Origin of the sequence: Mycobacterium kyorinense, assembly GCF_001672775.1 — a bacterium.
Taxonomy (GTDB): Bacteria; Actinomycetota; Actinomycetes; order Mycobacteriales; family Mycobacteriaceae; genus Mycobacterium; species Mycobacterium kyorinense_A.
The window spans coordinates 136,791-162,114 of the sequence record NZ_LZKJ01000200.1 but is presented as its reverse complement, the minus strand read 5'-3'; the positions used below and the strand labels follow the sequence as shown (position 1 = coordinate 162,114).

Annotated in this window: 30 protein-coding genes; 17 read left to right on the top strand and 13 right to left on the bottom strand. The window is 66.5% G+C overall.

What is annotated here, in order from left to right; all coding sequences use genetic code 11:
• Window positions 1-45: 45 nt before the first annotated feature.
• The 6 genes from A5707_RS22455 (at window position 46) to A5707_RS22430 (ending at window position 5,821) form a co-directional block, all read left to right on the top strand.
• A complete protein-coding gene (locus tag A5707_RS22455; RefSeq protein WP_065016661.1) occupies window positions 46-801 on the top strand; it encodes an SOS response-associated peptidase in 756 nt (251 codons plus the stop codon).
• A 71-nt stretch (window positions 802-872) separates the two neighbouring features.
• Window positions 873-2,417, top strand: coding sequence for an aldehyde dehydrogenase family protein (locus A5707_RS22450; RefSeq protein WP_065016626.1), 1,545 nt, complete (start codon window positions 873-875; stop codon window positions 2,415-2,417).
• Window positions 2,414-3,577 carry an NDMA-dependent alcohol dehydrogenase gene (locus A5707_RS22445; protein ID WP_269455163.1) on the top strand — a complete coding sequence of 388 codons (1,164 nt, stop codon included), beginning with the start codon at window positions 2,414-2,416 and terminating at the stop codon, window positions 3,575-3,577. Before A5707_RS22450 ends, A5707_RS22445 begins: the two co-directional genes overlap by 4 nt.
• Before the next feature lie 56 nt (window positions 3,578-3,633).
• Entirely contained in the window at window positions 3,634-4,227 is a 594-nt protein-coding gene (locus tag A5707_RS22440) for a TetR/AcrR family transcriptional regulator (protein WP_082969629.1), read from the top strand.
• Between the two features lie 20 nt (window positions 4,228-4,247).
• Window positions 4,248-5,057 carry an enoyl-CoA hydratase/isomerase family protein gene (locus A5707_RS22435; RefSeq protein WP_197495408.1) on the top strand — a complete coding sequence of 270 codons (810 nt, stop codon included), beginning with the start codon at window positions 4,248-4,250 and terminating at the stop codon, window positions 5,055-5,057.
• A gap of 89 nt (window positions 5,058-5,146) precedes the next feature.
• Window positions 5,147-5,821 carry a class I SAM-dependent methyltransferase gene (locus tag A5707_RS22430; RefSeq protein ID WP_082969628.1) on the top strand — a complete coding sequence of 225 codons (675 nt, stop codon included), beginning with the start codon at window positions 5,147-5,149 and terminating at the stop codon, window positions 5,819-5,821.
• On the opposite strand, the gene A5707_RS22425 is transcribed toward A5707_RS22430, so the two are convergent.
• The gene (locus A5707_RS22425) at window positions 5,812-6,300 is read right to left on the bottom strand and encodes a YbaK/EbsC family protein (RefSeq protein WP_065016622.1); all 489 of its coding nucleotides are present in this window, start codon (window positions 6,298-6,300) and stop codon (window positions 5,812-5,814) included. The genes A5707_RS22430 and A5707_RS22425 overlap by 10 nt on opposite strands.
• A 3-nt stretch (window positions 6,301-6,303) precedes the next feature.
• Window positions 6,304-7,152, bottom strand: coding sequence for an SDR family oxidoreductase (locus A5707_RS22420; protein WP_065016658.1), 849 nt, complete (start codon window positions 7,150-7,152; stop codon window positions 6,304-6,306).
• A 274-nt stretch (window positions 7,153-7,426) separates the two neighbouring features.
• On the opposite strand from A5707_RS22420, the gene A5707_RS22415 reads away from it, so the two are divergent.
• Both A5707_RS22415 and rsrA read left to right on the top strand, forming a co-directional pair.
• Window positions 7,427-8,077, top strand: a complete 651-nt coding sequence (locus A5707_RS22415; protein WP_197495407.1) for a sigma-70 family RNA polymerase sigma factor — start codon at window positions 7,427-7,429, stop codon at window positions 8,075-8,077.
• Window positions 8,074-8,382 carry a mycothiol system anti-sigma-R factor gene (gene rsrA / locus A5707_RS22410; protein WP_065016620.1) on the top strand — a complete coding sequence of 103 codons (309 nt, stop codon included), beginning with the start codon at window positions 8,074-8,076 and terminating at the stop codon, window positions 8,380-8,382. The genes A5707_RS22415 and rsrA overlap by 4 nt, the downstream gene beginning before the upstream one ends.
• 36 nt (window positions 8,383-8,418) lie before the next feature.
• Here the strand turns inward: rsrA and A5707_RS25005 are convergent, their stop codons facing one another.
• Window positions 8,419-8,493: a 50S ribosomal protein bL37 gene (locus A5707_RS25005; RefSeq protein WP_085976515.1), complete on the bottom strand. Its 75-nt coding sequence runs from the start codon at window positions 8,491-8,493 to the stop codon at window positions 8,419-8,421.
• 70 nt (window positions 8,494-8,563) lie between these two features.
• A complete protein-coding gene (locus tag A5707_RS22405) occupies window positions 8,564-9,388 on the bottom strand; it encodes a hypothetical protein (RefSeq protein ID WP_065016619.1) in 825 nt (274 codons plus the stop codon).
• Window positions 9,389-9,608: 220 nt separating this feature from the next.
• On the opposite strand from A5707_RS22405, the gene A5707_RS22400 reads away from it, so the two are divergent.
• Together A5707_RS22400 and A5707_RS22395 are read left to right on the top strand one after the other, a co-directional pair.
• Window positions 9,609-9,824, top strand: coding sequence for a biotin/lipoyl-binding carrier protein (locus A5707_RS22400; RefSeq protein ID WP_065016657.1), 216 nt, complete (start codon window positions 9,609-9,611; stop codon window positions 9,822-9,824).
• 36 nt (window positions 9,825-9,860) lie between these two features.
• Window positions 9,861-11,387: a sensor histidine kinase gene (locus A5707_RS22395; protein WP_065016618.1), complete on the top strand. Its 1,527-nt coding sequence runs from the start codon at window positions 9,861-9,863 to the stop codon at window positions 11,385-11,387.
• A gap of 65 nt (window positions 11,388-11,452) precedes the next feature.
• On the opposite strand, the gene whiB1 is transcribed toward A5707_RS22395, so the two are convergent.
• A complete protein-coding gene (gene whiB1 / locus A5707_RS22390) occupies window positions 11,453-11,707 on the bottom strand; it encodes a transcriptional regulator WhiB1 (RefSeq protein ID WP_023371700.1) in 255 nt (84 codons plus the stop codon).
• Between the two features lie 257 nt (window positions 11,708-11,964).
• Window positions 11,965-12,930, bottom strand: a complete 966-nt coding sequence (locus A5707_RS22385; protein ID WP_065016617.1) for a diacylglycerol/lipid kinase family protein — start codon at window positions 12,928-12,930, stop codon at window positions 11,965-11,967.
• Between the two features lie 95 nt (window positions 12,931-13,025).
• On the opposite strand from A5707_RS22385, the gene A5707_RS22380 reads away from it, so the two are divergent.
• Window positions 13,026-13,415 carry a hypothetical protein gene (locus A5707_RS22380; protein ID WP_065016616.1) on the top strand — a complete coding sequence of 130 codons (390 nt, stop codon included), beginning with the start codon at window positions 13,026-13,028 and terminating at the stop codon, window positions 13,413-13,415.
• Window positions 13,416-13,443: 28 nt separating this feature from the next.
• On the opposite strand, the gene A5707_RS22375 is transcribed toward A5707_RS22380, so the two are convergent.
• Window positions 13,444-14,541 carry an isochorismate synthase gene (locus A5707_RS22375; RefSeq protein WP_065016615.1) on the bottom strand — a complete coding sequence of 366 codons (1,098 nt, stop codon included), beginning with the start codon at window positions 14,539-14,541 and terminating at the stop codon, window positions 13,444-13,446.
• Entirely contained in the window at window positions 14,538-15,137 is a 600-nt protein-coding gene (locus tag A5707_RS22370) for an acid phosphatase (protein ID WP_065016614.1), read from the bottom strand. Before A5707_RS22370 ends, A5707_RS22375 begins: the two co-directional genes overlap by 4 nt.
• 154 nt (window positions 15,138-15,291) lie before the next feature.
• Here A5707_RS22370 and A5707_RS22365 point away from each other — a divergent pair, with 154 nt between their 5' ends.
• Window positions 15,292-16,086, top strand: coding sequence for a ParA family protein (locus tag A5707_RS22365; RefSeq protein ID WP_065016613.1), 795 nt, complete (start codon window positions 15,292-15,294; stop codon window positions 16,084-16,086).
• A gap of 2 nt (window positions 16,087-16,088) precedes the next feature.
• Here the strand turns inward: A5707_RS22365 and A5707_RS22360 are convergent, their stop codons facing one another.
• Both A5707_RS22360 and A5707_RS22355 read right to left on the bottom strand, forming a co-directional pair.
• Window positions 16,089-17,306: a hypothetical protein gene (locus tag A5707_RS22360; protein WP_065016612.1), complete on the bottom strand. Its 1,218-nt coding sequence runs from the start codon at window positions 17,304-17,306 to the stop codon at window positions 16,089-16,091.
• Window positions 17,307-17,327: 21 nt separating this feature from the next.
• A complete protein-coding gene (locus A5707_RS22355) occupies window positions 17,328-18,833 on the bottom strand; it encodes a DEAD/DEAH box helicase (protein WP_065016611.1) in 1,506 nt (501 codons plus the stop codon).
• A 305-nt stretch (window positions 18,834-19,138) separates the two neighbouring features.
• On the opposite strand from A5707_RS22355, the gene A5707_RS22350 reads away from it, so the two are divergent.
• Window positions 19,139-19,834, top strand: a complete 696-nt coding sequence (locus A5707_RS22350) for a ferritin-like fold-containing protein (protein WP_065016610.1) — start codon at window positions 19,139-19,141, stop codon at window positions 19,832-19,834.
• Between the two features lie 7 nt (window positions 19,835-19,841).
• On the opposite strand, the gene A5707_RS22345 is transcribed toward A5707_RS22350, so the two are convergent.
• On the bottom strand, window positions 19,842-20,489 hold the full coding sequence (locus A5707_RS22345) for an MmpS family transport accessory protein (protein WP_065016609.1): 648 nt from the start codon (window positions 20,487-20,489) through the stop codon (window positions 19,842-19,844).
• Between the two features lie 191 nt (window positions 20,490-20,680).
• Here A5707_RS22345 and A5707_RS22340 point away from each other — a divergent pair, with 191 nt between their 5' ends.
• Window positions 20,681-20,929, top strand: coding sequence for a DUF3107 domain-containing protein (locus A5707_RS22340; RefSeq protein WP_065016608.1), 249 nt, complete (start codon window positions 20,681-20,683; stop codon window positions 20,927-20,929).
• On the opposite strand, the gene A5707_RS22335 is transcribed toward A5707_RS22340, so the two are convergent.
• On the bottom strand, window positions 20,916-21,572 hold the full coding sequence (locus A5707_RS22335) for a TetR/AcrR family transcriptional regulator (RefSeq protein WP_065016607.1): 657 nt from the start codon (window positions 21,570-21,572) through the stop codon (window positions 20,916-20,918). The two genes, A5707_RS22340 and A5707_RS22335, sit on opposite strands and share 14 nt — an antisense overlap.
• Before the next feature lie 181 nt (window positions 21,573-21,753).
• Here A5707_RS22335 and A5707_RS22330 point away from each other — a divergent pair, with 181 nt between their 5' ends.
• The 3 genes from A5707_RS22330 to A5707_RS22320 all read left to right on the top strand — a co-directional run bounded on the left by A5707_RS22330 (window position 21,754) and on the right by A5707_RS22320 (window position 24,965).
• Complete coding sequence (locus tag A5707_RS22330; protein WP_082969626.1) at window positions 21,754-22,806, top strand: DUF3152 domain-containing protein; 1,053 nt, start codon at window positions 21,754-21,756, stop codon at window positions 22,804-22,806.
• 89 nt (window positions 22,807-22,895) lie between these two features.
• Window positions 22,896-24,074 (top strand): adenylyltransferase/sulfurtransferase MoeZ, encoded by a 1,179-nt coding sequence (moeZ, locus tag A5707_RS22325; protein ID WP_065016605.1) that lies wholly within the window; start codon window positions 22,896-22,898, stop codon window positions 24,072-24,074.
• A 36-nt stretch (window positions 24,075-24,110) separates the two neighbouring features.
• Window positions 24,111-24,965 (top strand): TIGR02569 family protein, encoded by an 855-nt coding sequence (locus A5707_RS22320; protein WP_065016604.1) that lies wholly within the window; start codon window positions 24,111-24,113, stop codon window positions 24,963-24,965.
• Window positions 24,966-25,010: 45 nt separating this feature from the next.
• On the opposite strand, the gene A5707_RS22315 is transcribed toward A5707_RS22320, so the two are convergent.
• On the bottom strand, window positions 25,011-25,322 hold the full coding sequence (locus A5707_RS22315) for an MGMT family protein (RefSeq protein ID WP_065016603.1): 312 nt from the start codon (window positions 25,320-25,322) through the stop codon (window positions 25,011-25,013).
• Between the last annotated feature and the right edge of the window lie 2 nt (window positions 25,323-25,324).

Genomic DNA, 25,324 nt, shown 5'->3' with positions numbered 1-25,324 from the left:
GCGTCCATCATTGCGTGTCTGCCCGTACCCGGCACCATGGAAGGTATGTGCGGACGATTCGCGGTCACCACCGACCCGGCAGTGCTGGCCGAGAAGATCCAGGCGATCGATGAAAGGAGGGCGGCCCAGTCCTCAGACGCGCCGAACTACAACGTCGCGCCCACCACCACCATCGCAACGGTGGTTCGTCGACACGACGAGCCCGACGACGAGCCCACCCGGCGGGTGCGGCTGATGCGCTGGGGGTTGGTGCCTCCATGGGCCAAGGCCCGCGCCGACGGCGCGCCGGAGTCCAAAGGTCCGCAGCTGATCAACGCCCGCGCCGACAAGGCCACCACGTCGCCGGCGTTCCGCTCGAGCGCGAAGTCCAAGCGCTGCCTGATCCCGATGGACGGCTACTACGAATGGCGCGCCACCCCCGGCGCCGGCAAGAATGCCCGCAAGACGCCGTTCTACATGTATCGCGAGGATGGCGAGCCGCTTTTCATGGCCGGCTTGTGGTCGGTATGGAAGCCCGCCAACGACGCCAACCCGCTGCTCAGTTGCACGATCATCACCACCGACGCGGTCGGCGAGCTCGCCGAGATCCACGATCGAATGCCGTTGGTGGTGGCCGAACGCGATTGGGACCGTTGGCTGGATCCCGACGAGCCGCCGGATCTCGAGCTGCTAGCGGGCCCGCCCGACGTGCGCGGCATCCGGATGCGAGAGATTTCGACCCTGGTCAACAACGTGCGCAACAACGGGCCCGAGTTGCTCGAGCCGGCCGAGCAGCAGCCAGAACAGGTGACGCTGCTCTAACGCTGACCCAGCGCAAGTGGGGTAGCCGGCTACTCTAGGTGGCTGGTTTGAGCTGGCGAGATGATCGCGCCATGACCGCGATTCAGCCCAAAACCGACACCACCGCCATCGTCGTACGCAATCCCGCCGACGGTCGCGTGGTCGGCACCGTACCGATCGAGACCTCCGAGGCCGTCGCCGCGAAAGCCCGTGAGCTGCGGCTGTTCCAACCCGAGTGGGCGGCGCTCGGCCCGCGTGGCCGCAAGCGGTGGCTGCTCAAGTACCAGGACTGGGTGCTCGACAACGCCGAACACATCATCGACGTGGTGCAGTCCGAAACCGGCAAGACCCGGGCGGATGCCAGCGGCGAGCCCGCCAACACGGCATCCCTGCTGGACTACTGGGCCGGTCACGCGGAGCAGTTCCTCACCGACGAGCATCCGCGCTCGTTCAACCCGCTGGCGATGACCAAGAAGCTCACCACCACTTACCGGCCCTATCCGGTGGTCGGCGTCATCACGCCGTGGAACTTCCCGTTCCTGATGCCCGGGTTGGACCTGGTGCCCGCCCTGGCTGCCGGCGCGGCGGTACTGCTCAAGCCGTCTGAAGTGACGCCGCTGTCCGCCGTGGAATTCGTCCGCGGCTGGACCGAGATCGGGGCGCCGCCGGTGCTCGCATTGGCAACTGGCTACGGTGCCACCGGCGCGGCCGTCATCGCCAACGCCGATTTCGTGCAATTCACCGGATCGACCGCCACCGGCAGAAAAGTGGCCGTCGCCTGCGCGGAGCGGCTGCTGCCCTACAGCCTCGAACTCGGCGGCAAGGACCCGGCGCTGGTGCTGGCCGATGCCGACCTCGACCGGGCCGCCAATGGCATCGCCTGGGGCGGCATGTTCAACTCTGGTCAGGTGTGCGTGTCGGTGGAGCGGGTGTACGTCGAGGCACCGGTCTACGACGAGTTCGTGGCCAAGCTCACCGCCAACGTCCGGCGGCTGCGCCAGGGCCAGGACGACCGCACGTTCGCCTTCGACGTCGGAGCGCTGGCCACCAGCGCTCAGCGCGATATCGTGCAGCGCCATGTCGACGGGGCGGTTGCCGCCGGTGCCCGAGTAGTGACCGGCGGCAAGCCGACCGGAACGGGAACGTTCTTTGAGCCAACGGTTCTCGTTGACGTCGACCACTCCATGGCGTGCATGACCGAGGAAACGTTCGGACCTACCCTGCCGGTGGTCAAAGTCGCAGACGAAGCCGAGGCGATCCGGCTGGCCAACGACTCGGTATACGGGCTGTCGGCCACCGTGTGGACCGGCGATAAAGAACGCGGTGAGCGGATCGCTCGCCAACTTGATGTCGGCGCGGTCAACATCAACGACGTTCTCTCCAACGCATTCGCGTGTGACGTTCCGATGGGTGGCTGGAAGCAATCGGGGGTAGGCGCCCGGTGGGGCGGTGCGGCCGGAGTGCTCAAATACTGTCGGCCGCAAGCTATCACGTCGCCGCGGGTGCCGACCCAATCCAAGGAGTTGCTCTGGTATCCGACGGCGCGGCGTCGGGTCAAATTCGCGTTAGGCCTGTTGCGCGCGTCCGCCGCTCGAGGGGTGCGGCGGTTCGGTGTCGCGCCGAGGGCCGCCCGGTGAAGTGCCGGGCGGCGGTGCTGCGCGGCATCGGCAAGGACTGGGAGATCTGCGAGATCACGTTGGATCCGCCGCATGCCGGCGAAGTGCTGGTGAAGATGTCGGTGGCGGGGTTGTGTCATTCTGACGACCACTTCGCCACCGGTGACTTGGTTCCGGGACCGGAGATCGCGGAGTTGTTGCGCGCCAGCGGGATCGAGGTTCCCGAGACCTTTCCGCTGCTGGGCGGTCACGAGGGTGCCGGCGTGGTGGCGGAAGTCGGTCCCGAGGTGCACTCTGTGCGGCCCGGTGACCGGGTGGCGATGTCGTTCATTCCCGCCTGCGGCAGTTGCCGATTCTGTGTGTCGGGCATGACCTACCTGTGTGATCTCGGTGCCGGTGCCTACGTCAGGGAGATGACGACGGACGGCACGGTGCGCCGCCACGTCGACGACGAGGACCTGTTGGCGTTGATGCAACTCGGCACCTTCGCGGAATATGTTGTGGCATCGGAGTATTCGGTGATCAGAATCGCCGACACCGTTCCGATGCACGCCGCCGCGCTGGTGTCGTGTGGCGTCACGACCGGGTGGGGGTCGGCCACGGTGACCGCTGGCACGGAGCAGGGCGATACCGTCGTCGTAGTCGGCACCGGCGGCGTGGGAATGAATGCTCTGCAGGGTGCCCGCGCGGCCGGTGCCAAATACGTAGTCGGTGTGGACCCTGTCGCATTCAAACGCGATTCTGCTGCATCATTCGGCGCCACCCATACCGTGGAATCGGTCGAGGCGGCGTTGCCACTGGTGCGGAGCCTCACCCAAGGGGTGATGGCCGACCGGGTGATCATCACTGCCGGCGTGGTCCACACCGATCTGCTTGCCCCGGCGATGATGTTGACGCGCAAGGGTGGAACGTGCGTGCTGACCGGGATAACGCCGTACAGCGAAATGCTGGTGCCGCTCATGCTCACCGACATGATCGTGTCGCACAAGCGACTGCAGGGAGCGTTGTTCGGCGGGATGAATCCGCGGGCGAGCACCCCCATGCTGCTGTCGATGTATCAGCACGGCAGGCTCAAACTCGACGAACTGGTGACGCAGCGCTACCGGCTCGAGGACATCAACGACGCCGTCGCCGATATGCGCGAAGGGCGAAACATTCGCGGGATCATCGAATTCGACTAGCACCGATCTAACGCTCGGACTACCGAGATAATCTCGGTTCGTATAGAGTCATTCTCGTGACAGTGAGCGGACGCCCTGACGCGCGGGCGCGGCTGCTCGAAGTGGCCCGGCGCCGGTTCGCGGTCGACGGGGCGCTGGCAGCGACGCTGGACGAGGTTCGCCGCGAAGCCAAAGTGAGTGTCGGGGCGCTGTATCACCACTTTCCGGACAAGTCGGCGCTGGCAGCGGCTGTGTACGCCCAGGTGATGGGGGAGTACCAGGGCGGGTTCGTGTCGATGCTGAGGGGGAATGCCACCGCCGAGGGCGGGATCCGCGGCGGCGTCGAGCATCACCTGAAATGGGTGGCCGCCAATCGCACCGAGGCGACGCTGCTGCTCGGTGATCGGCTGGACAGCCCCGCGCTGCGCGAGTCCAACCACCGGTTCTTCGCCGCCATCCGGGACTGGTGGCGGCCGCACCACAGCTACGGCGTCCTGCAGCCGATCCGGCCGGGCATCACCGCCGCGCTGTGGTTTGGCCCGGCGCAGGAATTCAGCCGGCACTGGATCGCCGACGGCGAAACGAGGATGCCACGGGCAGCCGTCCGGGCATTCGCCGATGCCGCATGGGCGGCATTGCGCGCCAACGATAGTGAGGAGGACGAGTGTTGAACGAATCCCTGTACCAGCGCATGCTCGCCGAGGGGGACGGCCGGGAAGCGCCGCTGCGGGTCCGCGTCGAGCATCGCGGCGACCGCGCAGTGGTGACCCTCGACGAACCCGACCGGCTCAACGTGCTTTCCGCGCCGATGGTGCGACAACTGCGGCGAGCGTTGGAGAACCTCGCTGCCGACACAGATATCCGCGCGGTCGTGGTGACCGGCGAGGGCCCCGGCTTCAGCGCCGGCGGTGATCTGAAGATGATGCGCACCGCCACCGAGCAGCTGAGCCAGCCCGAAGGAGTCGCCGACGTATGGCGGTGGATTCGTCGGGAATTCGGCGGCGTCGCAAGGCTGATCGCAGGATCGGACACCGTCTTCGTGGCGGCGCTCAACGGTCCCGCGGCCGGAGTCGGGCTGGCTTGGGCGCTGACCTGTGACCTCACCATCGCCAGCGAACGCGCGGTGATCGTCCCGGCGTTCGGCCATCTCGGCCTGATTCCCGAGGTCGGCACCAGCTGGGCGCTGACCCGGCGTCTTGGCTACCAGGGCGCGCTGGCGTACTACCTGCGGGGCGAGCACATCGACGCCCATGCCGCGCAACGACTCGGCCTGGTGCACGAGGTCGTCGACCATGACCAGCTTCTTGCGGTGGCCGACGACTGGTGCTCACGGGTCGCCTCGATGCCCGCACACGCGGTGGCGATGACGAAGCCGCTGCTCCGCGCCGCGGCCGACGCCAGCTGGAACGACGCGCTCACGCTGGAGGAATTCGCCGAACCCATCTGCTTCACCACCGCCGCGTTCGCCGACAGCGTGCACGCGATGCTGACCCGACATTGACTCGATACGACTCAGCCGGACAAACGTATTCGGTTACCCGACAACCCGACCCACGGATCGGCACGGTTGTCGACCATGCTTTGCAGGGCATGGCGACAGTCGCGAACATCGGCGCAGGAACCGGCTCCTACGAACCCTCGAACACCGTCGTCGCGGTGGAACCCAGCCGCGTGATGATTGCGCAACGTCCGGTCGGTGCAGCACCGGTGATCCAGGCTGTTGCAGAACGCCTACCTCTTCGCACCGATGCCGTCGATGCCGCACTGGCGATACTGACCGTGCACCACTGGTCCGATGTCGCCGCGGGCGTCGCCGAAATGACCCGTATCGCGCGACGACGTATCGTGATCCTCACTTGGGACGACGCCGTCTTTCGTGAGTTCTGGCTGCTGCGCGAATACCTGCCCGCTGCCGCAGACACAGACGCGCGGCTGGCTGTGCCGATCACCAAACTCGCGTCGTTACTCGGCAACGCGTCGATCCAGCCGGTCCCGATTCCGCACGACTGCGTTGACGGAGTCGGTGGAGCCTACTGGCGTCGCCCATACGCCTACCTCGAGGCGCAAGTCCGAGCCGGGATGTCAATGCTCGCCCTGACGCCGGAACCTCTACTCCGCGAGGGGTTGTCACGGCTGCAGTCCGATCTCGCCACTGGGGCGTGGACACGCCACCACGCCGACCTTTTGGACAAGCCCCAGCTGGACCTTGGATATCGTCTTGTTGTCGCGGATCTGTCGGCGCAGCTGCCCGCAACTCAGGCTTGAAGGTCAGCCGTCACCGCGGCAGTGAGCCGGATCAGATCCGCCGGAGCGACCGCAACGTCCCAGCCGCGCCGGCCGGCGCTGCAATACACCCGATCCCAACCCAGCGCGGCGGCGTCCACGACAGTGGGCAGCGGTTTGCGTTGCCCGAAGGGTGACACCGCGCCCACAACATAACCCGTCGCCCGCTGCGCCGTCGTACGGTCAGCCATCGTCGCGCGCGAGAGCCCTAGTGCCGCGGCGGCGGCCTTCAGCGACAGTCGGGACGGCGCCGGCAGCACGGCCACGGCAAGACCGTCGGGTCCCGCGATGACCAGTGTTTTGTAGATCTGTTCGGGCGCAATGCGATACGCGTCGGTCAGCAGGCGAACCGCCTCGTCACCGAACGAGCCTTCGCGCGGGTCATGGGCGAACTTGACGACTTCGTGCGCCACACCCGCAGCCGATAGCGCCGCAAGCGCGGGAGTCGCCGCAGCCGGCATCGACTAGGGCGCGTGGTATCCGGGCGGGTTCGGGCTTTCCACCCACAGGTCAACCCCGAGCTCACCGCCCGGCGTGCAGTCGTACACCGACAAGTCACTGACCCCGGATTCGACCAAGACGTCCTCGCACAGCACCGAGTTACCGGTGTACTCGGCGGCGGGCTTGTTGAGGATGACGTAGGCGGCGTCGGCGTACACCTCGGGCTTGCGGGCTCGTGCCATCGCCTGGTCGCCGCCCAGCAGGTTCTGCACGGCAGCGGTGGCCACCAGGGTGCGTGGCCACAGGGTGTTGGATGCGATGCCCTCGGCACGCATCTCCTCGGCAATACCCAAGGCGCACAACGTCATTCCGAATTTAGCCATCATGTACGCGGTCGGCTTGAGCCACTTGGACTCGAGCAGTACAGGCGGCGAGAGCGTCAAGATGTGCGGGTTGTCCCGGCCTTTCATGTGTGGAATACAGGCCGCCGACACCGCATAGGTGCCGCGCACCTGGATGCCGTTCATCAGGTCGAAACGCTTCAGCGGCACGTCGGTGATGGACCCCAGGTTGATGGCCGACGCGTTATTCACGCAGATGTCGATGCCACCGAACTGCTCCACGGTTTGGGTGACCGCTGCCTCGACCGAGTCGCCGTCGCGAATGTCACCGACGATCGGCAGCGCCTGCCCGCCGGCCTCCTCGAGTTCTTTGGCGGCGGTGTACACCGTGCCGGGCAATTTGGGGTGCGGTTCGGCGGTCTTGGCGATCAGCGCAATGTTCGCCCCGTCGCGCGCAGCCCGCTTGGCGATCGCCAGGCCGATACCGCGGCTGGCGCCGGAAATGAACATGGTCTTGCCGTTCAGAGACATGGCGTCACAGTAGCCCGCGAACGCCCGGTCGGGGATCAGCGGTCCAAAACAGGAACGACGGCTGACCTGGCCGGGAAATAGCCGACTGCCCGAAGCTGTTGACCAACACAGTTCGATGGCCGCCGTGACGGCCATACAAGACACTGTCGGATACAGCCTTTAGATTGGGGAGAAGGGGAGTCTGGTGTCGACGGCGATGAGCCTGCTGGAGCGTCCGGTATTGGTGCCCGGGCTGTCCGGTGATACCGCGACCGAAGGGATTGTGACAACCAAGATGGCCGACAGTGATGGCTCGACCGGGCCCGAAGTGGCCGCGCCCGATCCCATGGAGGAGACGGACGAGCAGCTCACGGCACGCTTCGAACGCGACGCGATCCCGCTGCTAGATCAGCTCTACGGCGGCGCCCTGCGCATGACGCGCAATCCCGCCGATGCCGAGGACCTGCTGCAGGAGACCATGGTGAAGGCGTATGCGGGCTTCCGCTCGTTCACGCCGGGCACCAATCTCAAGGCATGGCTGTACCGCATTCTGACCAACACCTACATCAACAGCTACCGCAAAAAGCAGCGCCAGCCGGCCCAATACCCGACCGACGAAATCACCGACTGGCAGCTGGCCGCCAGCGCTGAGCACTCCTCGACGGGGTTGCGCTCCGCCGAGGTGGAGGCGCTCGAGGCGCTGCCGGATACCGAGATCAAAGAAGCGCTTCAGGCGTTGCCCGAGGACTTCCGGATGGCGGTGTACTACGCGGATGTAGAGGGTTTCCCGTACAAGGAGATCGCCGAGATCATGGATACGCCGATCGGCACGGTGATGTCGCGTCTTCACCGCGGCAGACGCCAATTGCGTGGGTTGTTGGCCGACGTGGCCAAGGAACGGGGCTTCCTTCGGGGCGGCCAGGCACCTGAGGAGGTGTCGTCGTGACCGAGTTTTCTTGCGGATCGGGTAGTTCTGAGGACGCTCGCGCCAAGGCTGACTGCGCTGAAGTGATCGCCGAGGTATGGACCCTGCTCGACGGTGAGTGCACCGCCGAAACCCGACAGAAGCTGCGTCAGCACCTCGAGGAATGTCCCGGATGCTTGCGGCACTACGGGCTCGAAGAGCGGATCAAGTCGTTGATCGCGATGAAATGCCGCGGCGAGAAGGCCCCGGAGGGCCTTCGCGAACGGCTACGCCTGGAGATCAGCCGGACCACCATCATCCGCCGTCAGGACACCTGGCCACGCTGAGACTGGATTGCCCAGTCGGCCCGCAACGATGCGGAATTAGGAATTCGGGCGCTTGCCGTGGTTGGCCTTGCTGTGCTTGCGGTCGCGCTTCTTCCGGCCTCGTTTGGCCATGACGGATCCTCCTTGCAGCTATACCGGCTGGTCAGTCTTTCATGCGGCCCAAGTTCGGCGGTGCTAGGGGCTAGACAACAGGGACGTTCTGGCCCGCGGCCGGAAGGCTGGTCGCCCCCGGCGTTTGGGCGGGGGAGGCCGGCGTCGCAGGCGTCTGGCCTGGCGTCAGGGCGCTGGGTTGGCCCGGCGGGGTGGGGGTTTGGCCCGGCGTCAGCGTGCCCGGTGTTGCCGGTGTCTGGCCGGGGGTCAGGGTGCCGGGTGTTGCCGGTGTCTGGCCCGGCGACAGCGTGCCGGGAACCTGGCCGGGGAGCGTGCTGGGAACCTGGCCGGGCAGCGTGCTGGGAAGCTGGCCGGGCAGCGTGCTGGGTGTTTGGCCCGGCGACAGCGTGCCAGGAAGCTGGCCGGGCAGCGTGCCGGGTAGCTGGCCAGGCAGCCCGCTGGGAACCTGGCCAGGCAGCGTGCTGGGAACTTGACCAGGCAGCGTGCCGGATAGCTGGCCGGGGAGCCCGCTGGGCACCTGGCCGGGCAACGTGCTGGGGTACCCCGGAGTCAACGAGCCTGCGCCGGAGTTGGCGGGCATGAACACCGAGCCGCTGCCTGGGAAAACAGCATTCAGCAGCGCGCCCAACTCAGTGAAGATCGCATTGCTGATGCCCACTCCACTGGTGGGATCGGCGGCGGGAACGGGCACGGGATCGTCGACGAGGACAGGTTGCTGGGGAGTCGCCCCGGCAACACCGCTACCGACGCCGATCGCAGCCATCGCGGCAAGTGCAACCCCCGCGCCGACAGTCGCGCGAACCACCGGCCGGCATGCCTTCGAAATCTCAAACATGTTCGTGAACAACGGAATTGCACCTCCACTCAATTCGTGCACCCAAAACTCTTCAGACACTCAAATCACTCTGGAAACAATGCTGCTCAATAGTCACAGAAGAAACACGACACGGTCACGGAACGAACTCTATAGATTTGCTTACCAATCTTGGAGTTTGCTTACTCTCTGAAAGGCGGCCCCGAGGGGACCCTCTCGGCGCACCGACGATGGTCGATTGTGGTTCGATGTGAGCGACGGGAATGGCGCAAACAGCGGCTGGGTGACGAACGGGGTAATGATGGCCGAGGACGTCCGCGCGGAGATCGTGGCCAGCGTGCTCGAAGTCGTGGTCAAAGAGGGCGACCAGATCGGCGAAGGCGACACAGTCGTGCTGTTGGAGTCGATGAAGATGGAAATTCCGGTCCTGGCCGAGGTCGCCGGCACAGTCAGCAAGGTGAGCGTATCGGTGGGAGATGTCATCCAGGCCGGCGACCTTATCGCGGTCATCAGCTAGCCATTGGATTGCCGAATTCAGCACCGGGAGTGACTGATGTCGACTCTGGGTGATCTGCTCGCCGAACACACCATCCTGCCCGGCAACGCCGTCGATCACCTGCACGCGGTGGTCGGCGAGTGGCAATTGCTGGCTGATCTGTCCTTCGCCGATTACCTGATGTGGGTGCGACGCGACGACGGCGCGCTGGTGTGTGTGGCGCAATGCCGGCCCAATACCGCCCCCACGGTGCTACTTCGGGATGCGGTCGGCACTGTTTTTCCCGCCGACAAGGTGCCGCTGGTGGCCGCGGCGTTCGATTCCGGTGTTATCGGCCGCGGAAACGTTGCGGCTCAAGAGGATCCGGGGTTGCAGACCGGTCTGAACGTCGAAGCGGTGCCGGTCAGGTACGGCGACCGGGTGGTCGCGGTGCTGACCCATCAGACCGCGGAAGCGGCCGCGGTCCGCAAATCCAGCCCGCTGGAGACCGCCTACGTCGACTGCGCGGCAGATCTGGTGCACATGCTGTCGGAAGGCACCTTCCCCAATGTTGGCGACGTGGCCATGTCGCGCTCCAGCCCGCGGGCCGGTGACGGCTTCATCCGCCTCGACGTCAACGGTGTGGTGTCCTACGCCAGCCCGAACGCGCTGTCGGCTTACCACCGGATGGGCCTGACCTCGGAACTGGAGGGCCACAATCTGGTCGAAGTGACTCGACCGTTGATCTCCGATCCGTTCGAAGCACAGGAACTGGCCGACCATGTGCAGGACTCGCTGGCCGGCGGGTCGAGCATGCGGATGGAGGTCGACGCCGGCGGCGCAGCAGTGCTGCTGCGCACGCTGCCGCTGGTGGTGCACGGCGCGGCGGCCGGCGCGGCAGTGCTGGTTCGCGACGTGACCGAGGTCAAGCGCCGCGATCGTGCGCTGATGTCCAAAGACGCCACGATCCGAGAAATCCATCACCGGGTGAAGAACAACCTGCAGACCGTGGCAGCGCTGCTGCGCCTGCAGGCGCGCCGGACCACCAACTCCGAAGGCCGGGAGGCGCTGATCGAATCGGTGCGCCGCGTGTCGTCGATCGCGCTGGTCCATGACGCCTTGTCGATGTCAGTCAACGAGGAAGTCAACCTCGACGAGGTGATCGACCGGATCCTGCCGATCATGAACGACGTGGCGACGGTGGACACGCCGATCCGGATCAATCGCAGCGGCATGCTCGGCGTGCTGGACTCCGACCGGGCAACGGCGCTGATCATGGTGATCACCGAACTGGTGCAGAACGCCATCGAGCACGCCTTCGAACCAAACGGCGGCGGTTCCGGCGGCCGTGTCGGCGGGAGCGGGTCGGTGACCATTCGCTCCGAGAGGTCGGCGCGCTGGCTCGACGTGGTGGTTCATGACAACGGCCGCGGGCTGCCCGACGGATTCAGCGTGGAGAAGTCTGACCGACTCGGCCTGCAGATCGTGCGGACCCTGGTATCCGCAGAACTCGACGGATCGCTACGCATGCACGACGCCGCCGAGGGCGGCACCGATGTGGTGTTACGTGTCCCAATTGGGCGTCGAGCCAGGCTCGTGCAATAGCCGCCTGCCTTCACACAATGTCGCGGCCCCGACAATTGCCGGGGCCGCGACAGTAAATGTTTTCGTCAGACTCCGCTACGAGCCTTGGTCCGAGCGTTGCGGCGCTTGAGCGCACGTCGTTCGTCTTCACTCATTCCGCCCCACACGCCGGAGTCCTGGCCGGTGTTCAGCGCCCAGGACAGGCATTCAGTGGTCACCGGGCAGCGGTTACAGACCAGTTTCGCGTCAGCGATCTGGGCGAGCGCCGGCCCGCTGTTCCCCACCGGGAAGAACAGCTCCGGGTCTTCGTCGCGACAGACCGCCTTGTGGCGCCAATCCATACGTCGTTACTCCTCACTATGTGCGCAGCAGGGCGCACGGGCGTTTTTTCTTCGGCTGTTAACGCGGGCACAAGAAAGTCTCGGTACCGTTGCACGCGATCTTTCGATCGTTTCACAGGCTCAACGGATGTCAATAGCGCGCGCTGACAGGTGGGCAATCTCACTTTGAGGGTCTGGTTCTAAAACCCTTAATCGTTTGTACTACGATCCCGGCGAAGTTGCGCCCTCGATTAGCCGGCAATTGCCACTAGCGCAGGTCAGGCTGGGTTTTTTGCCGGTGGAGCGACGACGGACAAGGCGTCGGGAACCGCTCGGAAGGTCATCTGCTCGCGTACGCCGAGATAATCACCGTCAAATTGGCTGGCAATCGGCGGACCGTCGCAGGTGACCCGCACGCAGGCTGCGTTGTCGTCGCGGACGAGCTGCTTGGCCTGCATTTTCGGTTGCTTGGCGAACATCTGCCGGACGACCTTCAGTGTCGGGATCACCTTCAGGCTGGTGACCCCGAACACTCCCAGCCCGGATTCGAAGCTGCTGTCGGGGTTTGTCCAGATCGGCCGATGATTAGCGAAGGTCCAGGGGCTGGAGTTGGACACAAAGACGAAGTGGACGCCGGAAACCGGCTCGCGACCGGGCAGGTGCACCGTCAGCCGCGGTTCGCGACGTGTGCTGGCCAGCACCGCCGGCACCGCCGTGCGAATGTAGCGCGACGGCGTCACCTTGCGGCCTTTTTCCCGTTGCGCCTCGACAGCGGCCACCACCTCGGCGTCGACGCCCATCCCGGCGTTGAGCACCGCCCAGCGCTCGCCACAGTCGATCACCCCGATCCGGCGCCAGTTTGGCTGGTGCCCGTATTGGTCGAGCAGTCCGATCAGCTGGTTGGTGGCGTCGATCGGGTCGGGATAGATGCCCAACGAGCGTGCCAGCACATTGGCTGAGCCGCCTGGCACAATCGCCACCGCCGGGACATGGCCGGTAGGCAACTGGCCTGGCGCTCCCAGCAGGCCGTTGACAATGTTGCTGACGGTGCCGTCACCGCCATGCACCACCAGCAGGTCCACACCGTCGTCGGCGGCCGCCTGTGCGATTTCACCACCATGACCGCGGTGGGTGGTGTGTTCGACGGTCAGTTGAAGGCGGCTTTGCAGCGCGTGTGTCAACAGGTCGCGGCCTGCGGCGGTGGTGGAGGTCGCGGTCGGATTGACGATGAGCACGGCGCGCATGACGCCAAAGCCTACGGGACCGGCGGCAATGCGAGCCCTGCAGCGGCGCGGGACGGAGCGGTCCATTGGGCTTACTCGGTGGCTACGCTGACGCCATGAGTGTCCCGGCTCCGACCAGTCTGCGCGTCGCGGGTCTCATCGTTGCTGTGCAAGGCACCGCCGGCTTGGTGGTGGCCGCCGTGCTCCTGTTACGGGGATTGGGCGGCGCCGATCAACGCGCAGTCAACGGTTTTGGGACCGCCGTTTGGTTCGTCCTCATCGGCGGCGCGCTGCTGGCGGCTGGCTGTGCTTTGCTGGCCGGCAAGCGGTGGGGGCGGGGTCCCGCGGTGTTCGCCCAACTGCTGTTATTGCCCGTCGCGTGGTACCTCGCGGCGGGATCTCACCGGCTGCCGGCCGGGATTCTGCTGGGCATCGTGGCGGTGACCGTGCTGGCGTTGCTGTTCAGTTCCCCTGTGCTGCGCTGGCTGTCCGACTGGTCAGCGTGAACTAGCCGGCTTAGCCGGAGTTCCGCCGTTACGGCTGGACTCCCAGCGCGGTCAGGATTGTGACGAATTTCGTTGTGGTTTCGTCGACTTCGTCGTCGGGATCGCTTTCGGCGACGATACCGCCGCCAGAGTGCGCGAGCGCCGTGCGTCGATCGGCGGATAGCTGCGCACACCGGATGGACACCACCCAGCGGCCGTCGCCGCGCGCGTCGCACCAGCCAACTGCGCCGGCGTAGAATCCGCGGTCGCCTTCCAGCTGGCCGATGAGCTGCGCCGCGGCGCCGGCGGGGGAGCCGCCGACCGCCGGGGTGGGGTGCAGTGCCAGTGCCAAATCCATTGCCGTAATCGATGTTTGGCGTAGCCGCCCGCTGATCGGCGTGCTGAGATGCCACAGTGCCGCGGTATGACTCAACTGCGGTGTGGGGGCGATCGTCAACTCACTGCACAGCGGCTCAAGTGCCTCGGTCATTGCGTCGATGACCAATTGGTGCTCATGGCGGTTCTTGGCCGACTCGGCTAGGGCGGCACCGGTGGCGGCGTCGAGGTCGGCGTCGGCGGCGCGCGGTGCCGAACCCGCGAAGGGCTGACATGTCACCCGGTCGCCGACGCGAGCAACCAGCAGCTCTGGGCTGGCGCCCACCAGCGTCATCCCCTCATACGGGTCGCCCGCCGCCGTGAGGTCGACGAGATAGCCATACGCGCCAGGGTCTTTGGCGATCAGCCGGCGCAACACCACGCGGGCATCCAGCGGCGTCTCGGCAACCAACCGCAATGCGCGTGCCAGCACGACCTTCTGCAGAGCGCTGCCCGGCGTGGCCAGCTGATCGCATGCCCGCCGTACCCGGGCGCGGTGTTGCGCGAGTGCGGGAACCATCTCGGCGATGTGCACCGGCGGCAGCGGACCGGTCGGCCACTCGGGCAACGTGTGTTCGTGCCGCACCACGTGCGTCGACATCAGCGCAGCCGGCTTGGACATATCAAAAGGCAACGCGCCCAAGATGATTGGCGTCGCTCCGGAACGCAGCGCGGCCTGCGCGTCGGCTGCGTCGCAATAGCGGTCCCGAACGTCGTCAGCAAAAAGAACCCCGCCCGGTCCGCTCAGAACGAACGGGGGCTCGGACGTCATCGCCCGGTCGTGCGCGGTTGCCCGAGCACGCCGAGCTGGCGGATCCCGTGCTCGAAGCCGCAGACCGCGATCGAACCGGCGACCATGCCGAAGCGGCTCCCCTCGAATAGCGGCAGTTCGAGCCACCGGGCAATCACGGCCCGGGAAAAGTGGCCGTGGCCGACAAACAACACGTCACGGGTCGCTAGGTGCTCGAGTGCGAGCATGACAGCCCGATCTGCTCGGTCGCTGACCTGTCTGACGGTCTCACCGTCCGGACAACCGTGCGTCCAAACCAGCCAGTCCGGTCGGGACTGCTGAATCTGCGCGGTCGTCAAACCCTCGTAGGATCCGTAATCCCATTCGGCGATCAGCGGGGACTCCTCGTTGATGGCCAGTCCGGCGAGCTCGGCGGTGGACACCGCGCGCCGCCGTGGGCTGGCGACCACCAGCGGGTGGTCCAACTGCAGCTCGCCCAGGACAGCCCCCGCAGCAGCCGCTTGGCTCCGACCATGCTCGGTGAGATCGAGTTCGGTGCAACCGGTATGCCGCCCCGACTTGGACCACTCGGTCTCACCGTGGCGAAGCAGCACCAGCCGGTGGCTTTCGACACCCATGGCGACCGATTGTGCCTGACACGCATCGCGATCGCCGCGCGGGCAGCAGGGGGGAGATGCCAGGATGGCAGTGATGGCCCATCGGGCGACGACGCAGAAGGGAGAACGCGATGAGGTGGGGGCAGCTCCCAATTGCGGGGGAGAGCGGCGCTTAATGACTCGGGTATTGGCGGTAGCCAACCAGAAGGGCGGGGTCGCCAAGACGACCACGGTGGCCTCGCTGGGAGCCGCGCTGGCGGACAGTGGACAGCGAGTGCTGCTGGTCGATCTCGACCCGCAGGGCTGTCTGACCTTTTCACTCGGCCAAGATCCGGACAAGCTGCCGGTCTCCGTGCATGAGGTGCTGCTCGGCGAGGTGGAACCCAGCGCCGCGCTGGTCGCCACCGCCGAAGGCATGACGCTGCTGCCGGCCAACATCGATCTGGCCGGTGCCGAGGCGATGCTGCTGATGCGGGCCGGCCGCGAGTACGCGCTCAAACGCGCGCTCGACAAGCTCAGCGACGAGTTCGACGTGGTCGTCATCGACTGCCCGCCCTCGTTGGGGGTGCTCACGCTGAACGGACTGACGGCCGCCGACGAGGTCATGGTTCCGCTGCAGTGCGAGACGCTGGCTCATCGCGGCGTCGGCCAGTTCCTGCGGACGGTCGCCGACGTCCAGCAGATCACCAACCCGAAGCTCCGGTTACTGGGCGCGCTGCCGACGCTGTATGACCCGCGCACCACCCACACCCGCGACGTGCTGCTCGACGTCGCCGACCGCTACGACCTGCCGGTACTGGCGCCGCCCATCCCACGCACGGTTCGTTTCGCCGAGGCCAGCGCGTCGGGGTCGTCGGTGATGGCCGCTCGCAAAAACAAGGGCGCCACCGCTTACCGTGACCTGGCGCAGGCGCTGCTCAAGCACTGGAAGTCGGGCAAGCCGCTGCCAAGTTTCAGCGTGGAAATGTAGCGCTAGCCCCCTAGCGCCACGACCGTATCGCCGCGCTGCTCGACAATCTGCGAACCCAGCACAGCGGGGATCACCGGCGACGGAATCGGCGTCCGGTTCACCGGCAGCACGCGGTCGCCGGCGCCGGTGGCCGGGTCGTAGACACCGATCCCACCGGTAACCGGGACCAGCAACCGGCCCGCCATGATCGTCGCCGGCCCGAGCGGCACAGCCGGCCCCGCCGCCTCGATGGTGTAGCGGTAGCTCAACGTGGCCGCGTCGAACACCAGCACCGCATCGCCGGTCCACCAGGTGACCAGGTTGCCGGGCTTTGAGACTGCACTTGCCGGCCACGGCTGCTTGGGCAGCAGCGTGCTGGAAACCGTCGTGCCGGTTTCGTCGACCACCTCGACTCTGGGTTGCGGGGTGGGCAGATATACCAGGGTGCTGGTCTCCGACACCGCCAGCACCCGCGCACCGGAGCCAGCGCCGACGCCCGGCTCGGGGACATACCGTTGCTCGGGTTCGTCCTCTTCCTTGCTGGGACGCAACAACGTCAGCCGCAGATCAGCCTGACCCGGGCACGCCTCGAGCACCGACGCCGCCGACGAACTGGCCGCCGCCGAGGTCAACGTGCAGCCGGTGTGCAGCCCTTGTGACGACGGTTTGACGCGAGCATCGATCTCGCCGTAGGACAGCATCCGGACCAGGTCCGAGCGCCAAAGTTCAAGCCGAGTGTCACCGACCGACAACACCGTCGTCCCGTCCGACGACACGTGCACCTGCTTGTCGGCGTAGCTGCTGCGGGCGGGGCCGCGCTGGCCGGTCGATCCGTCGATGGCACTGACCTGGCCGCAGCCCCGGCCGTCGCGATAAACCGCGACCGCATAGCGGTAGACCCAGGACACTGCGCACAAATCGGTGCCTCGGGCATAACTCCAGCGCACCTCACCGCTGGCTGGATCGTGGCCGGTGACTGCGCGGGCATCACCGGTGACGACCGTTCCGCCGACCACCACCGGTGCGGTGGTTGCCGCACTGGGGGCGGTCCACAGCTGCGTAAGGGTTGCGGGCACCTCGGTAGCCGAACGGGGAGTGGGCGCCGGCACCGCCGCGGGTTTGCTGTTGGTTGCCCGGGCGTCGCTGGTCCACCAGATCAGCGCCGCGACGACGGCGATCACCACCACGATCACCGCTGCGGCCACCATGTCGGCCCTGGTACGTCGTTCGGGTTTGACCATGGCGTGGCCGGTGGCGCCGACTCAGTTGGTATTCGCGGCGACCTCCGCCGCTTTACGAGGCCGTCTGCGGCGACGGCGGCGACCGTTATGCGTGCTCTCGCCGGCCGAGGCGCCGGCCGGCGTTTCGGCCGGGGCGTCGCCGTTGGTGGCGGCACCACCGTCGGGATGCCCCGTCGCCGGCTTGCCGCCGCGCGTGCGTCGCCGCGACCGTGTGCTCTTGCGTGGTCGTTGGGCGTCGCCGTCGCTCGAGGGAGCGCGTTTGACCGGGGACTTCCGCGGCGCGCCGACCTTGCCGCGGGCCTCGGTCGGGATGCCCAGTTCGGTGTAGAGGTGCGGCGAGCTGGAGTAGGTCTCCGCCGGATCCGGGCAGCCCAGCCCCAGCGCTTTGTCGATCATCGTCCAGCGGGCCAACTCGTCCCAGTCGACCAGGGTGACGGCTACGCCGGTGCGGCCGGCCCGGCCGGTCCGGCCGATGCGGTGCACGTAGGTCTTCTCGTCGTCGGGACATTGGTAATTGATGACGTGGGTGACGTCGTCGATGTCGATGCCGCGGGCAGCGACGTCGGTGGCGACCAACACGTCGATATCCCCGGCCCGAAACGACTTGAGCGCTTTCTCGCGGGCCACTTGACCAAGATCGCCGTGCACCGCGCCGACCGCGAAACCACGTTCGGCCAGCTCGTCGGACACCTTCTGGGCGGTGCGCTTGGTGCGAGTGAAGATCATCGTGGCGCCGCGGTCGCGGGCCTGCAGGATCCGGCTGACCAGTTCGACCTTGTCCAGCGCGTGGGCGCGGTAGACGAACTGCTCGGTGGCGTCGTGCACCGCTGACGAGTGCGGCGCCTCGGCCCGGATGTGGGTCGGCTGGTTCATGAAGGTGCGGGCCAGCGTGATGATGGGATCGGGCATGGTCGCCGAGAACAGCATGGCCTGCCGCTCGTCGGGGATCTGCCGCAGGATGCGCTCGATGTCCGGCAGAAAGCCCAGGTCCAGCATCTCGTCGGCTTCGTCGAGCACCAACACGGCCAGGCCACCCAGTTGCAGGTGGCCCTGCTGGGCCAGGTCCAGTAACCGGCCGGGGGTGCCCACCACGACGTCGGCGCCGGCGCGCAGCGCCTCAATCTGTGGTTCGTAGGGCCGTCCGCCGTAGATCGACACCACCGACAACGGCCGGTCATTGTCGGCGTGTAAGTGCTTGGCCGCGGTGGCCAGGTCGCCCGATACCTGCAGACACAGCTCGCGGGTGGGCACCACGACCAGCGCGCGGGGGATGCCGGTCAGCGCCGGCTCGCTGGTCGTGATCCGCTGCAACAGCGGCACGCCGAATGCGAAGGTCTTGCCCATGCCGGTGCGGGCCTGGCCGATCAGGTCATCTCCGGCAAGCGCCAGGGGAAGCGTGAGCTCCTGGATGGCAAACGGACGCTCGATGCCCTGTTCGGTCAGTGCGCGCACGATTTCGTCGCGGACGCCGAGTTCGGCAAATGTGGATGGGGGCGGGGTTCGGGTTGGGGTGATAAGCGGAGTCATGCGTGCGCGCATATGCCTTTCAATGTTGCATTTTCGGTCAGTTCGTCGCGGTCCACGCGCGCACGATCCAAACTGCCGAATACGTTGCCGATTCGCGGAGCCCTGCGCTCAACTAGGCGGGCTAACGGCGTGCACGCACATTTCGCCGGCAATAGCGGTAAGGGTCTACAGCCACCACCTTCCTCGATCATACCTGGTCGGCGGTTGCGCCATGAGATCTTGGCCCGGCCGCGCGACGAGGCCGGGCATCGCGGGTCGCCACCGGCTGCATTCGTGGTGATCGCTGGCGCGCATAGAGTGTTGCCATGACTTCGCCTTCGCGCGCCGATGAGTTGGACGATCCGCCCACCCCACGGCTGCCCGCGGACCACCCCGGCGTCAACGAGTTGTTTGCGCTGTTGGCCTACGGCGAGGTTGCGGCGTTTTACCGGCTCACCGACGAAGCACGGATGGCGCCTGATCTGCGCGGCCGCATTTCGATGGCGCGCATGGCCGCCGCGGAGATGGGGCACTACGAGCTACTGCGCGACGCTCTGGAGAGCCGTGGTGTCGACGTAGTGCCGGCGATGTCGAAATACGCTTCGGCGCTTGATGATTACCACCGGCTGACCACGCCGAGTACCTGGCTGGAAGCGCTGGTGAAGACCTACGTCGGCGATGCCCTGGCCGCCGACCTGTATCTGGAGATCGCGGGCGGGCTGCCCGACGAGGTGGCCGACGTCGTGCGCGCGACGCTGTCAGAGACCGGGCACTCCCAGTTCGTGGTCGCCGAGGTGCGCGCCGCGGTGACGACCAGCGCCAGACAGCGCAGCCGGCTGGCGCTATGGTCACGCCGGCTGCTCGGTGAAGCCATCACCCAGGCCCAGTACGTGCTGGCCGACCACGACGAGCTGGTCGATCTGGTGGTCTCCGGAACCGACGGCCTCACCCAGCTGACCGGGTTTTTCGACCGGCTGCAGCAAACCCACGACCAACGGATGCGCGAACTGGGCCTGGCCTAAGGGCTGTTTAGCGGGTGCAGGTCGCGATGATCGTGCTGGTGGTCGACGCCATGATGGTTTGACCGTCGGCGTTGGTGATCGCGCAGCTGAGCCGGCCGGTGAGGCTGGTCGCCACGACGGACTTAGTCTGCACGCCCGGGGCCAGCACCACCGTCTTCGACCAGGGCAGCGATACGTTCACGTCGGTTTGGGGCGCGCCTTGGCCGTCGGTGTAGACGACAGTCACCAGGTCCAGGAACCCCTTGGTCCCGTTCACCCGGTACACGACGGTGTTCGGATCCAGCTGCGGGGCCGGCGGGGCCGCTTCGGGCGGTGGCGGTGCTGCCGTCGGCGATTCCGCCGGGCTGGATTGCCGCGGGGCCGGCGTCACCGTCGTCACGGTTTCCGGCGGTAGCGACGCGGTGGGCGGCGGCGCTGGGCGCGGGGTGGCGATCACCGTGCGGGTCGGCGGCACGACCGTGGCCGTCGTCGAGGCGCTGTCGCCGCCGTTGAGGATGATCACGGTGGCGATCACGGCAAGCACGAACACGATGCCGGCGACGGCCGCGATCGGCCGCCAGCGTTCGTCGACCGGCCCGACCCAGTCGTCGTCCGGGTAGGTCGCGTAGACCTCGTCATCTGGGTAATCCTGGATGTCGCTGTCCAGGTGTTGCATGGTGCTGATGTTGCAGATGTTATCGATGTGACCTGATGTGGATCGCTCCGCGGGTGGGCGTGTTGGTCACGATTTGGCGACGACGACCCGTTGTCGCCGTGCGCGCGAAGGCTTGGCGCGGACCGGCTTTCACGGCCGCGGCGGTACGTCTACTAGCCTGCTGGAGAACGCTTACAACGGAAGGGGCCAGCGTGGAGGTCAAGATCGGTGTCACGGACAGCCCGCGCGAGCTGGTCTTCACCAGCGCACAGGCGCCCGGCGAAGTCGAAGAACTGGTCACCGCCGCGCTCGGGCAGAACTCGCAAGTGCTGAGCCTGACGGACGACAAGGGGCGTCGCTTCCTGATCCAGGCGGCCAAGATCGCCTATGTCGAAATCGGGGTTGCCGACGCGCGCCGCGTGGGCTTCGGAATCGGATCGGCTTCGGCTACGAGCGGGTAAGCGGCACGTGCGAGAGGCCGCCCCAGGCGAACTGCACGGTGCCGTCCACCGCGTCCTCCTTGGAGATCGGCCGATCGGTGTCCAGCCAGTACCTGGCGCAGTCGACGCTGATCCCGACCAGGCCGACGGCGATCATCCGGGCCCGGTGCGGGTCCAACCCCGAGTCGGCGCTGATGAGGTCGAACACGGCGTCGATGCACGATTCGGTGGCCACCCGTACCTGCGCGGCCACCTGCGGCTCGGTGACGTTGTCGTTCTCGAAGATCAGCCGGTAGCCCTGGCCATCGTGCTCGATGAAGTCGAAGAACGCCTGCACCGCCGAACGCAACCGTTGCCGGTTGTCGGTCGTGGTCCGCAGCGCTTGGCGCACGCCTGAGACCAAATTCTCGACGTGCCGATTCAACACCGCCAAATACAGCTCGAGCTTGCTGGAAAAGTGTTGGTACAGAACAGGTTTGCTGACTCCCGCCCGGTCGGCGATCTCGTCCATGCCGGCGGCGTGATAGCCGCGGTACACGAAAACATCACTGGCAGCGATGAGCAGTTGACCGCGCCGCTCGTCGCGAGGCAGCCGGTTACCGCGCCGCGCGGGGGCGACGGTGTCCGTCGACCGCCTTCCGGCCGCGTTGGCGAGATCGCTCATCAAGTCCTCATCTGATCGTTTAGGACACGCGCCGTCGGCGTGGCCGCGCGCTGCTGATCGCAAAGACACTACTACCCGGGTGGCCGCGTGTTTGTTATTGACTATTCCAAGCCCCGCGGAAGCCGTCGTACCAAGCCTGCGGGCGCGCCAAGAGCCCAGCTAGCGGCGTCCTTAGCAGCGAATGTGCGATCCTGGGGCGGTGAGTTTCGACCCAGAGCCACGCGGAACCGGCCAGGTGCCGGTGCTCCGCGACGACTGGCGAGAACCGCTGCGTGCTCAGCGGGATCCGCTCGCCTGGGGCTCGGGCCGAACCCGGTCCAATCGAGACCGGCCGCGCCGCTGGCGCAAACAGACTTGGCTGGGCCGGTTCGTGTCCACCTACGGTTGGCGCGCCTATGCGCTGCCGGTGCTGGCGGCGCTCACCGCGGTGGTGCTCTACCAGACGGCCACCGGGACCAGCGCGCCGGCGCCCGCTTCGGAGGAGCCGGTTCAAGGACCGCCGACAATCGGATCGGTGGGCACGGCCATCATCGGTGCGCCGCCACGCGGGCTGACCGAATTCGACGCCAGCCTGCCCACCGGCGTACTGCCGGACGGCGGCCCGTTCACTCCGGCCGGTGACAAGACCTGGCGCGTCGTTCCCGGGGTGATGCCTCAGGTCGGACAGGGCACCGCGAAGGTGTTCCGGTACACCGTCGAGGTCGAAAACGGGATCGATCCGACCACGTTCGGCGGCGACGATGCGTTCGCGCGGATGGTCGACCAGACGTTGGCCAATCCCAAGAGCTGGACCCACAATCCGCAGATCGCCTTCATCCGGATCGACGGATCCGACGGCACCAACCCTGACTTCCGGATCTCGCTGAGCTCGCCGATGACCGTACGCGAGGGCTGCGGCTATGAGATTCCGTTGGAGGCCTCTTGCTACAACCCGTCGTTCAGTCCCGCTGGGCAGCAGCGGGTGTTCATCAACGAGGCCCGCTGGGTGCGCGGAGCGGTTCCGTTCCAAGGTGATGTCGGCTCCTACCGGCAGTATGTGATCAACCACGAGGTAGGTCACGCCATCGGCTATTTGCGTCACGAGCCGTGCGACAAGCAGGGTGGGTTGGCGCCGGTGATGATGCAACAAACGTTTTCCACCGCCAACGACGACGACGCCAAGTTCGACCCGGACTGGGTCAAGGCTGACGGGAAGACGTGCCAGTTCAATCCCTGGCCGTACCCGATCGCCTGACTGGTCGTCGGGAAGGTTCCCCGGCTGTTTGCCGTTGATCCGGGCAACTGCTGTGATGGGTAGAGCTGACAAAGTTGAGGAGATATTCGGTGTCGACGTCGTTGCCACCGCTGGTTGAACCGGCCGCCGGACTGACGCGCGATGAAGTTGCGCGCTACAGCCGTCATCTGATCATTCCCGACGTAGGCGTCGACGGGCAGAAGCGGCTCAAGAACGCGCGGGTGTTGGTGATCGGGGCCGGCGGGCTCGGCGCACCCGCGTTGCTGTACCTGGCCGCCGCCGGCGTGGGCACCATCGGCATTGTCGACTTCGACATCGTCGACGAGTCCAACCTGCAGCGCCAAATCATCCACGGCGTGTCCGACATCGGCCGCCCGAAGGCGCAGTCGGCGCGCGACTCGATCACCGAAATCAACCCGCTGGTCGACGTGCGCTTGCACGAAGAGCGATTGGAACCGGACAACGCCGTCGGCCTGTTCGAGCAATACGACCTGATTCTCGACGGCACCGACAACTTCGCCACCCGTTATCTGGTCAACGACGCCGCCGTGCTGGCGCACAAGCCGTATGTCTGGGGCTCGATCTACCGCTTCGAAGGCCAAGTCTCGGTGTTTTGGGAGGATGCGCCCGACGGACGCGGCCTCAACTACCGCGATTTGTATCCCGAGCCGCCGCCTCCCGGCATGGTGCCGTCGTGTGCCGAGGGCGGTGTACTAGGCATTCTGTGCGCGTCGATCGCTTCGGTGATGGGCACCGAGGCGATCAAACTGATCACCGGCATCGGCGAACCGTTGCTGGGCCGATTGATGGTCTACGACGCGTTGGAGATGAGCTACCGCACGATCTCGATCCGCAAGGATCCCACGACGCCGAAGATCACCGAGTTGATCGACTACGACACGTTCTGTGGTGTGGTTTCCGACGAGGCGGCCGACGCAGCGGCAGACGCCACGATCACGCCGCGCGAACTGCGCGAGTTGATGGATTCCGGCAAAAAGGTTGCCTTGATCGATGTGCGCGAGCCGGTGGAGTGGGACATCAACCACATCGACGGCGCGCAGTTGATCCCGCAGTCGTCGATCAACTCGGGCGAGGGGCTGGCCAAGGTGCCCCAGGACCGGCTACCGGTGCTGTATTGCAAGACCGGTGTGCGGTCCGCGGAGGCGCTGGCCGCGGTGAAAAAGGCGGGTTTCGCCGACGCGGTCCATCTGCAGGGCGGCATCGTTGCCTGGGCGCAGCAAATGCAGCCCGACATGGTCATGTACTAACGCGTCTGCCCAGCTGACGGCCATTAGGCTGAGCGTGTGAGTGTCGACCCGCCGCCCGAGCATGTATTGGCGGCGTTTGGTCTGACCGGAGTGCGGCCCGCGCCGTTGGGTGGCAGTTGGGAAGGTGGCTGGCGGTGCGGTGAAGTGGTGCTGTCGCTGGTTGCCGATCATGCCCGCGCCGCTTGGTCGGCCAAGGTGCGCGAGACACTGTTCGTCGACGGCGTGCGACTGGCCCGACCGGTCCGTTCGACCGATGGTCGCTACGTGGTCTCCGGCTGGCGGGCAGACACTTTCGTCGCTGGCAAACCTGAGCCTCGTCATGACGAAGTCGTCTCGGCGGCGGTGCGACTGCACGAGGCCACCGGGAAACTGGAACGCCCTCGATTTCTCACTCAGGGTCCCACCGCGCCGTGGGCGGATGTCGACGTCTTCATCGCGGCCGACCGGGCGGCGTGGGAAGAACAGCCGCTAGCCTCGGTGCCGCAGGCCGCACGGGTTGCTCCCGCGGCCGCCGACCGGCCACGCTCAGTCGAGCTGATCCAACAGCTCGCCGGGCTGCGGCGGCGGACCAAAAGCCCCAGCCAGCTCGTACACGGGGACCTTTACGGGACAGTGCTTTTCGCGGGTGCCGCCGCGCCCGGCATCACCGACATCACGCCGTACTGGCGGCCGGCGTCGTGGGCCGCCGGTGTCGTCGTCGTCGACGCGTTGTCGTGGGGGGAGGCCGACGACGGGCTCATCGAGCGCTGGAACGCCCTGCCGGAATGGCCGCAGATGCTGTTGCGCGCGTTGATGTTCCGGCTCGCCGTTCATGCATTGCATCCTCGCTCCACGTCGGCGGCCTTCCCGGGCCTGGCGCGCACCGCAGCCCTGGTCCGCTTGGTGCTCTAAGCGCGAAAGTGCAAGTAGCAACGCATTTCCCGAGAAGGGCCGTCGCTAGTTGCACTCTCGCGGAAACACGTGACGCACTTCGGCCAGCGCGACCCTGCCGTCGTCTGCCAGCACCCCTTCGGCGCGCAGCAGTTCCAACTGGCGGGTGGCCAGATGCCTTGCGGGCCGGCCGGACGCGGTGATCACCCGATGCCACGGCAAATCCGAGGAATCGGTTCGCATGATCCAGCCGACGATCCTCGGACTGGAAAGCCCTGCGGCGGCTGCGATATCGCCGTAGGTCGCCACCCGGCCGGCAGGGATGGCGGCCACCAGCGCACGCACCCGCTCGACCTGCTCGTCGGTCACCGTCGCCATTG

Bases quoted from the DNA above. Each gene is read 5' to 3' on its own strand.
- A5707_RS22455 (WP_065016661.1), top strand. From the start codon at position 46: ATGTGCGGACGATTCGCGGTCACCACCGACCCGGCAGTGCTGGCCGAG.
- A5707_RS22450 (WP_065016626.1), top strand. From the start codon at position 873: ATGACCGCGATTCAGCCCAAAACCGACACCACCGCCATCGTCGTACGC.
- A5707_RS22435 (WP_197495408.1), top strand. From the start codon at position 4,248: ATGCTCGCCGAGGGGGACGGCCGGGAAGCGCCGCTGCGGGTCCGCGTC.
- A5707_RS22430 (WP_082969628.1), top strand. From the start codon at position 5,147: ATGGCGACAGTCGCGAACATCGGCGCAGGAACCGGCTCCTACGAACCC.
- A5707_RS22425 (WP_065016622.1), bottom strand. From the start codon at position 6,300: ATGCCGGCTGCGGCGACTCCCGCGCTTGCGGCGCTATCGGCTGCGGGT.
- A5707_RS22420 (WP_065016658.1), bottom strand. From the start codon at position 7,152: ATGTCTCTGAACGGCAAGACCATGTTCATTTCCGGCGCCAGCCGCGGT.
- A5707_RS22415 (WP_197495407.1), top strand. From the start codon at position 7,427: ATGGCCGACAGTGATGGCTCGACCGGGCCCGAAGTGGCCGCGCCCGAT.
- A5707_RS22400 (WP_065016657.1), top strand. From the start codon at position 9,609: ATGGCCGAGGACGTCCGCGCGGAGATCGTGGCCAGCGTGCTCGAAGTC.
- A5707_RS22395 (WP_065016618.1), top strand. From the start codon at position 9,861: ATGTCGACTCTGGGTGATCTGCTCGCCGAACACACCATCCTGCCCGGC.
- whiB1 (WP_023371700.1), bottom strand. From the start codon at position 11,707: ATGGATTGGCGCCACAAGGCGGTCTGTCGCGACGAAGACCCGGAGCTG.
- A5707_RS22385 (WP_065016617.1), bottom strand. From the start codon at position 12,930: ATGCGCGCCGTGCTCATCGTCAATCCGACCGCGACCTCCACCACCGCC.
- A5707_RS22380 (WP_065016616.1), top strand. From the start codon at position 13,026: ATGAGTGTCCCGGCTCCGACCAGTCTGCGCGTCGCGGGTCTCATCGTT.
- A5707_RS22375 (WP_065016615.1), bottom strand. From the start codon at position 14,541: ATGACGTCCGAGCCCCCGTTCGTTCTGAGCGGACCGGGCGGGGTTCTT.
- A5707_RS22370 (WP_065016614.1), bottom strand. From the start codon at position 15,137: ATGGGTGTCGAAAGCCACCGGCTGGTGCTGCTTCGCCACGGTGAGACC.
- A5707_RS22365 (WP_065016613.1), top strand. From the start codon at position 15,292: ATGACTCGGGTATTGGCGGTAGCCAACCAGAAGGGCGGGGTCGCCAAG.
- A5707_RS22360 (WP_065016612.1), bottom strand. From the start codon at position 17,306: ATGGTCAAACCCGAACGACGTACCAGGGCCGACATGGTGGCCGCAGCG.
- A5707_RS22355 (WP_065016611.1), bottom strand. From the start codon at position 18,833: ATGACTCCGCTTATCACCCCAACCCGAACCCCGCCCCCATCCACATTT.
- A5707_RS22350 (WP_065016610.1), top strand. From the start codon at position 19,139: ATGACTTCGCCTTCGCGCGCCGATGAGTTGGACGATCCGCCCACCCCA.
- A5707_RS22345 (WP_065016609.1), bottom strand. From the start codon at position 20,489: ATGCAACACCTGGACAGCGACATCCAGGATTACCCAGATGACGAGGTC.
- A5707_RS22335 (WP_065016607.1), bottom strand. From the start codon at position 21,572: ATGAGCGATCTCGCCAACGCGGCCGGAAGGCGGTCGACGGACACCGTC.
- A5707_RS22330 (WP_082969626.1), top strand. From the start codon at position 21,754: ATGTGCGATCCTGGGGCGGTGAGTTTCGACCCAGAGCCACGCGGAACC.
- A5707_RS22315 (WP_065016603.1), bottom strand. From the start codon at position 25,322: ATGGCGACGGTGACCGACGAGCAGGTCGAGCGGGTGCGTGCGCTGGTG.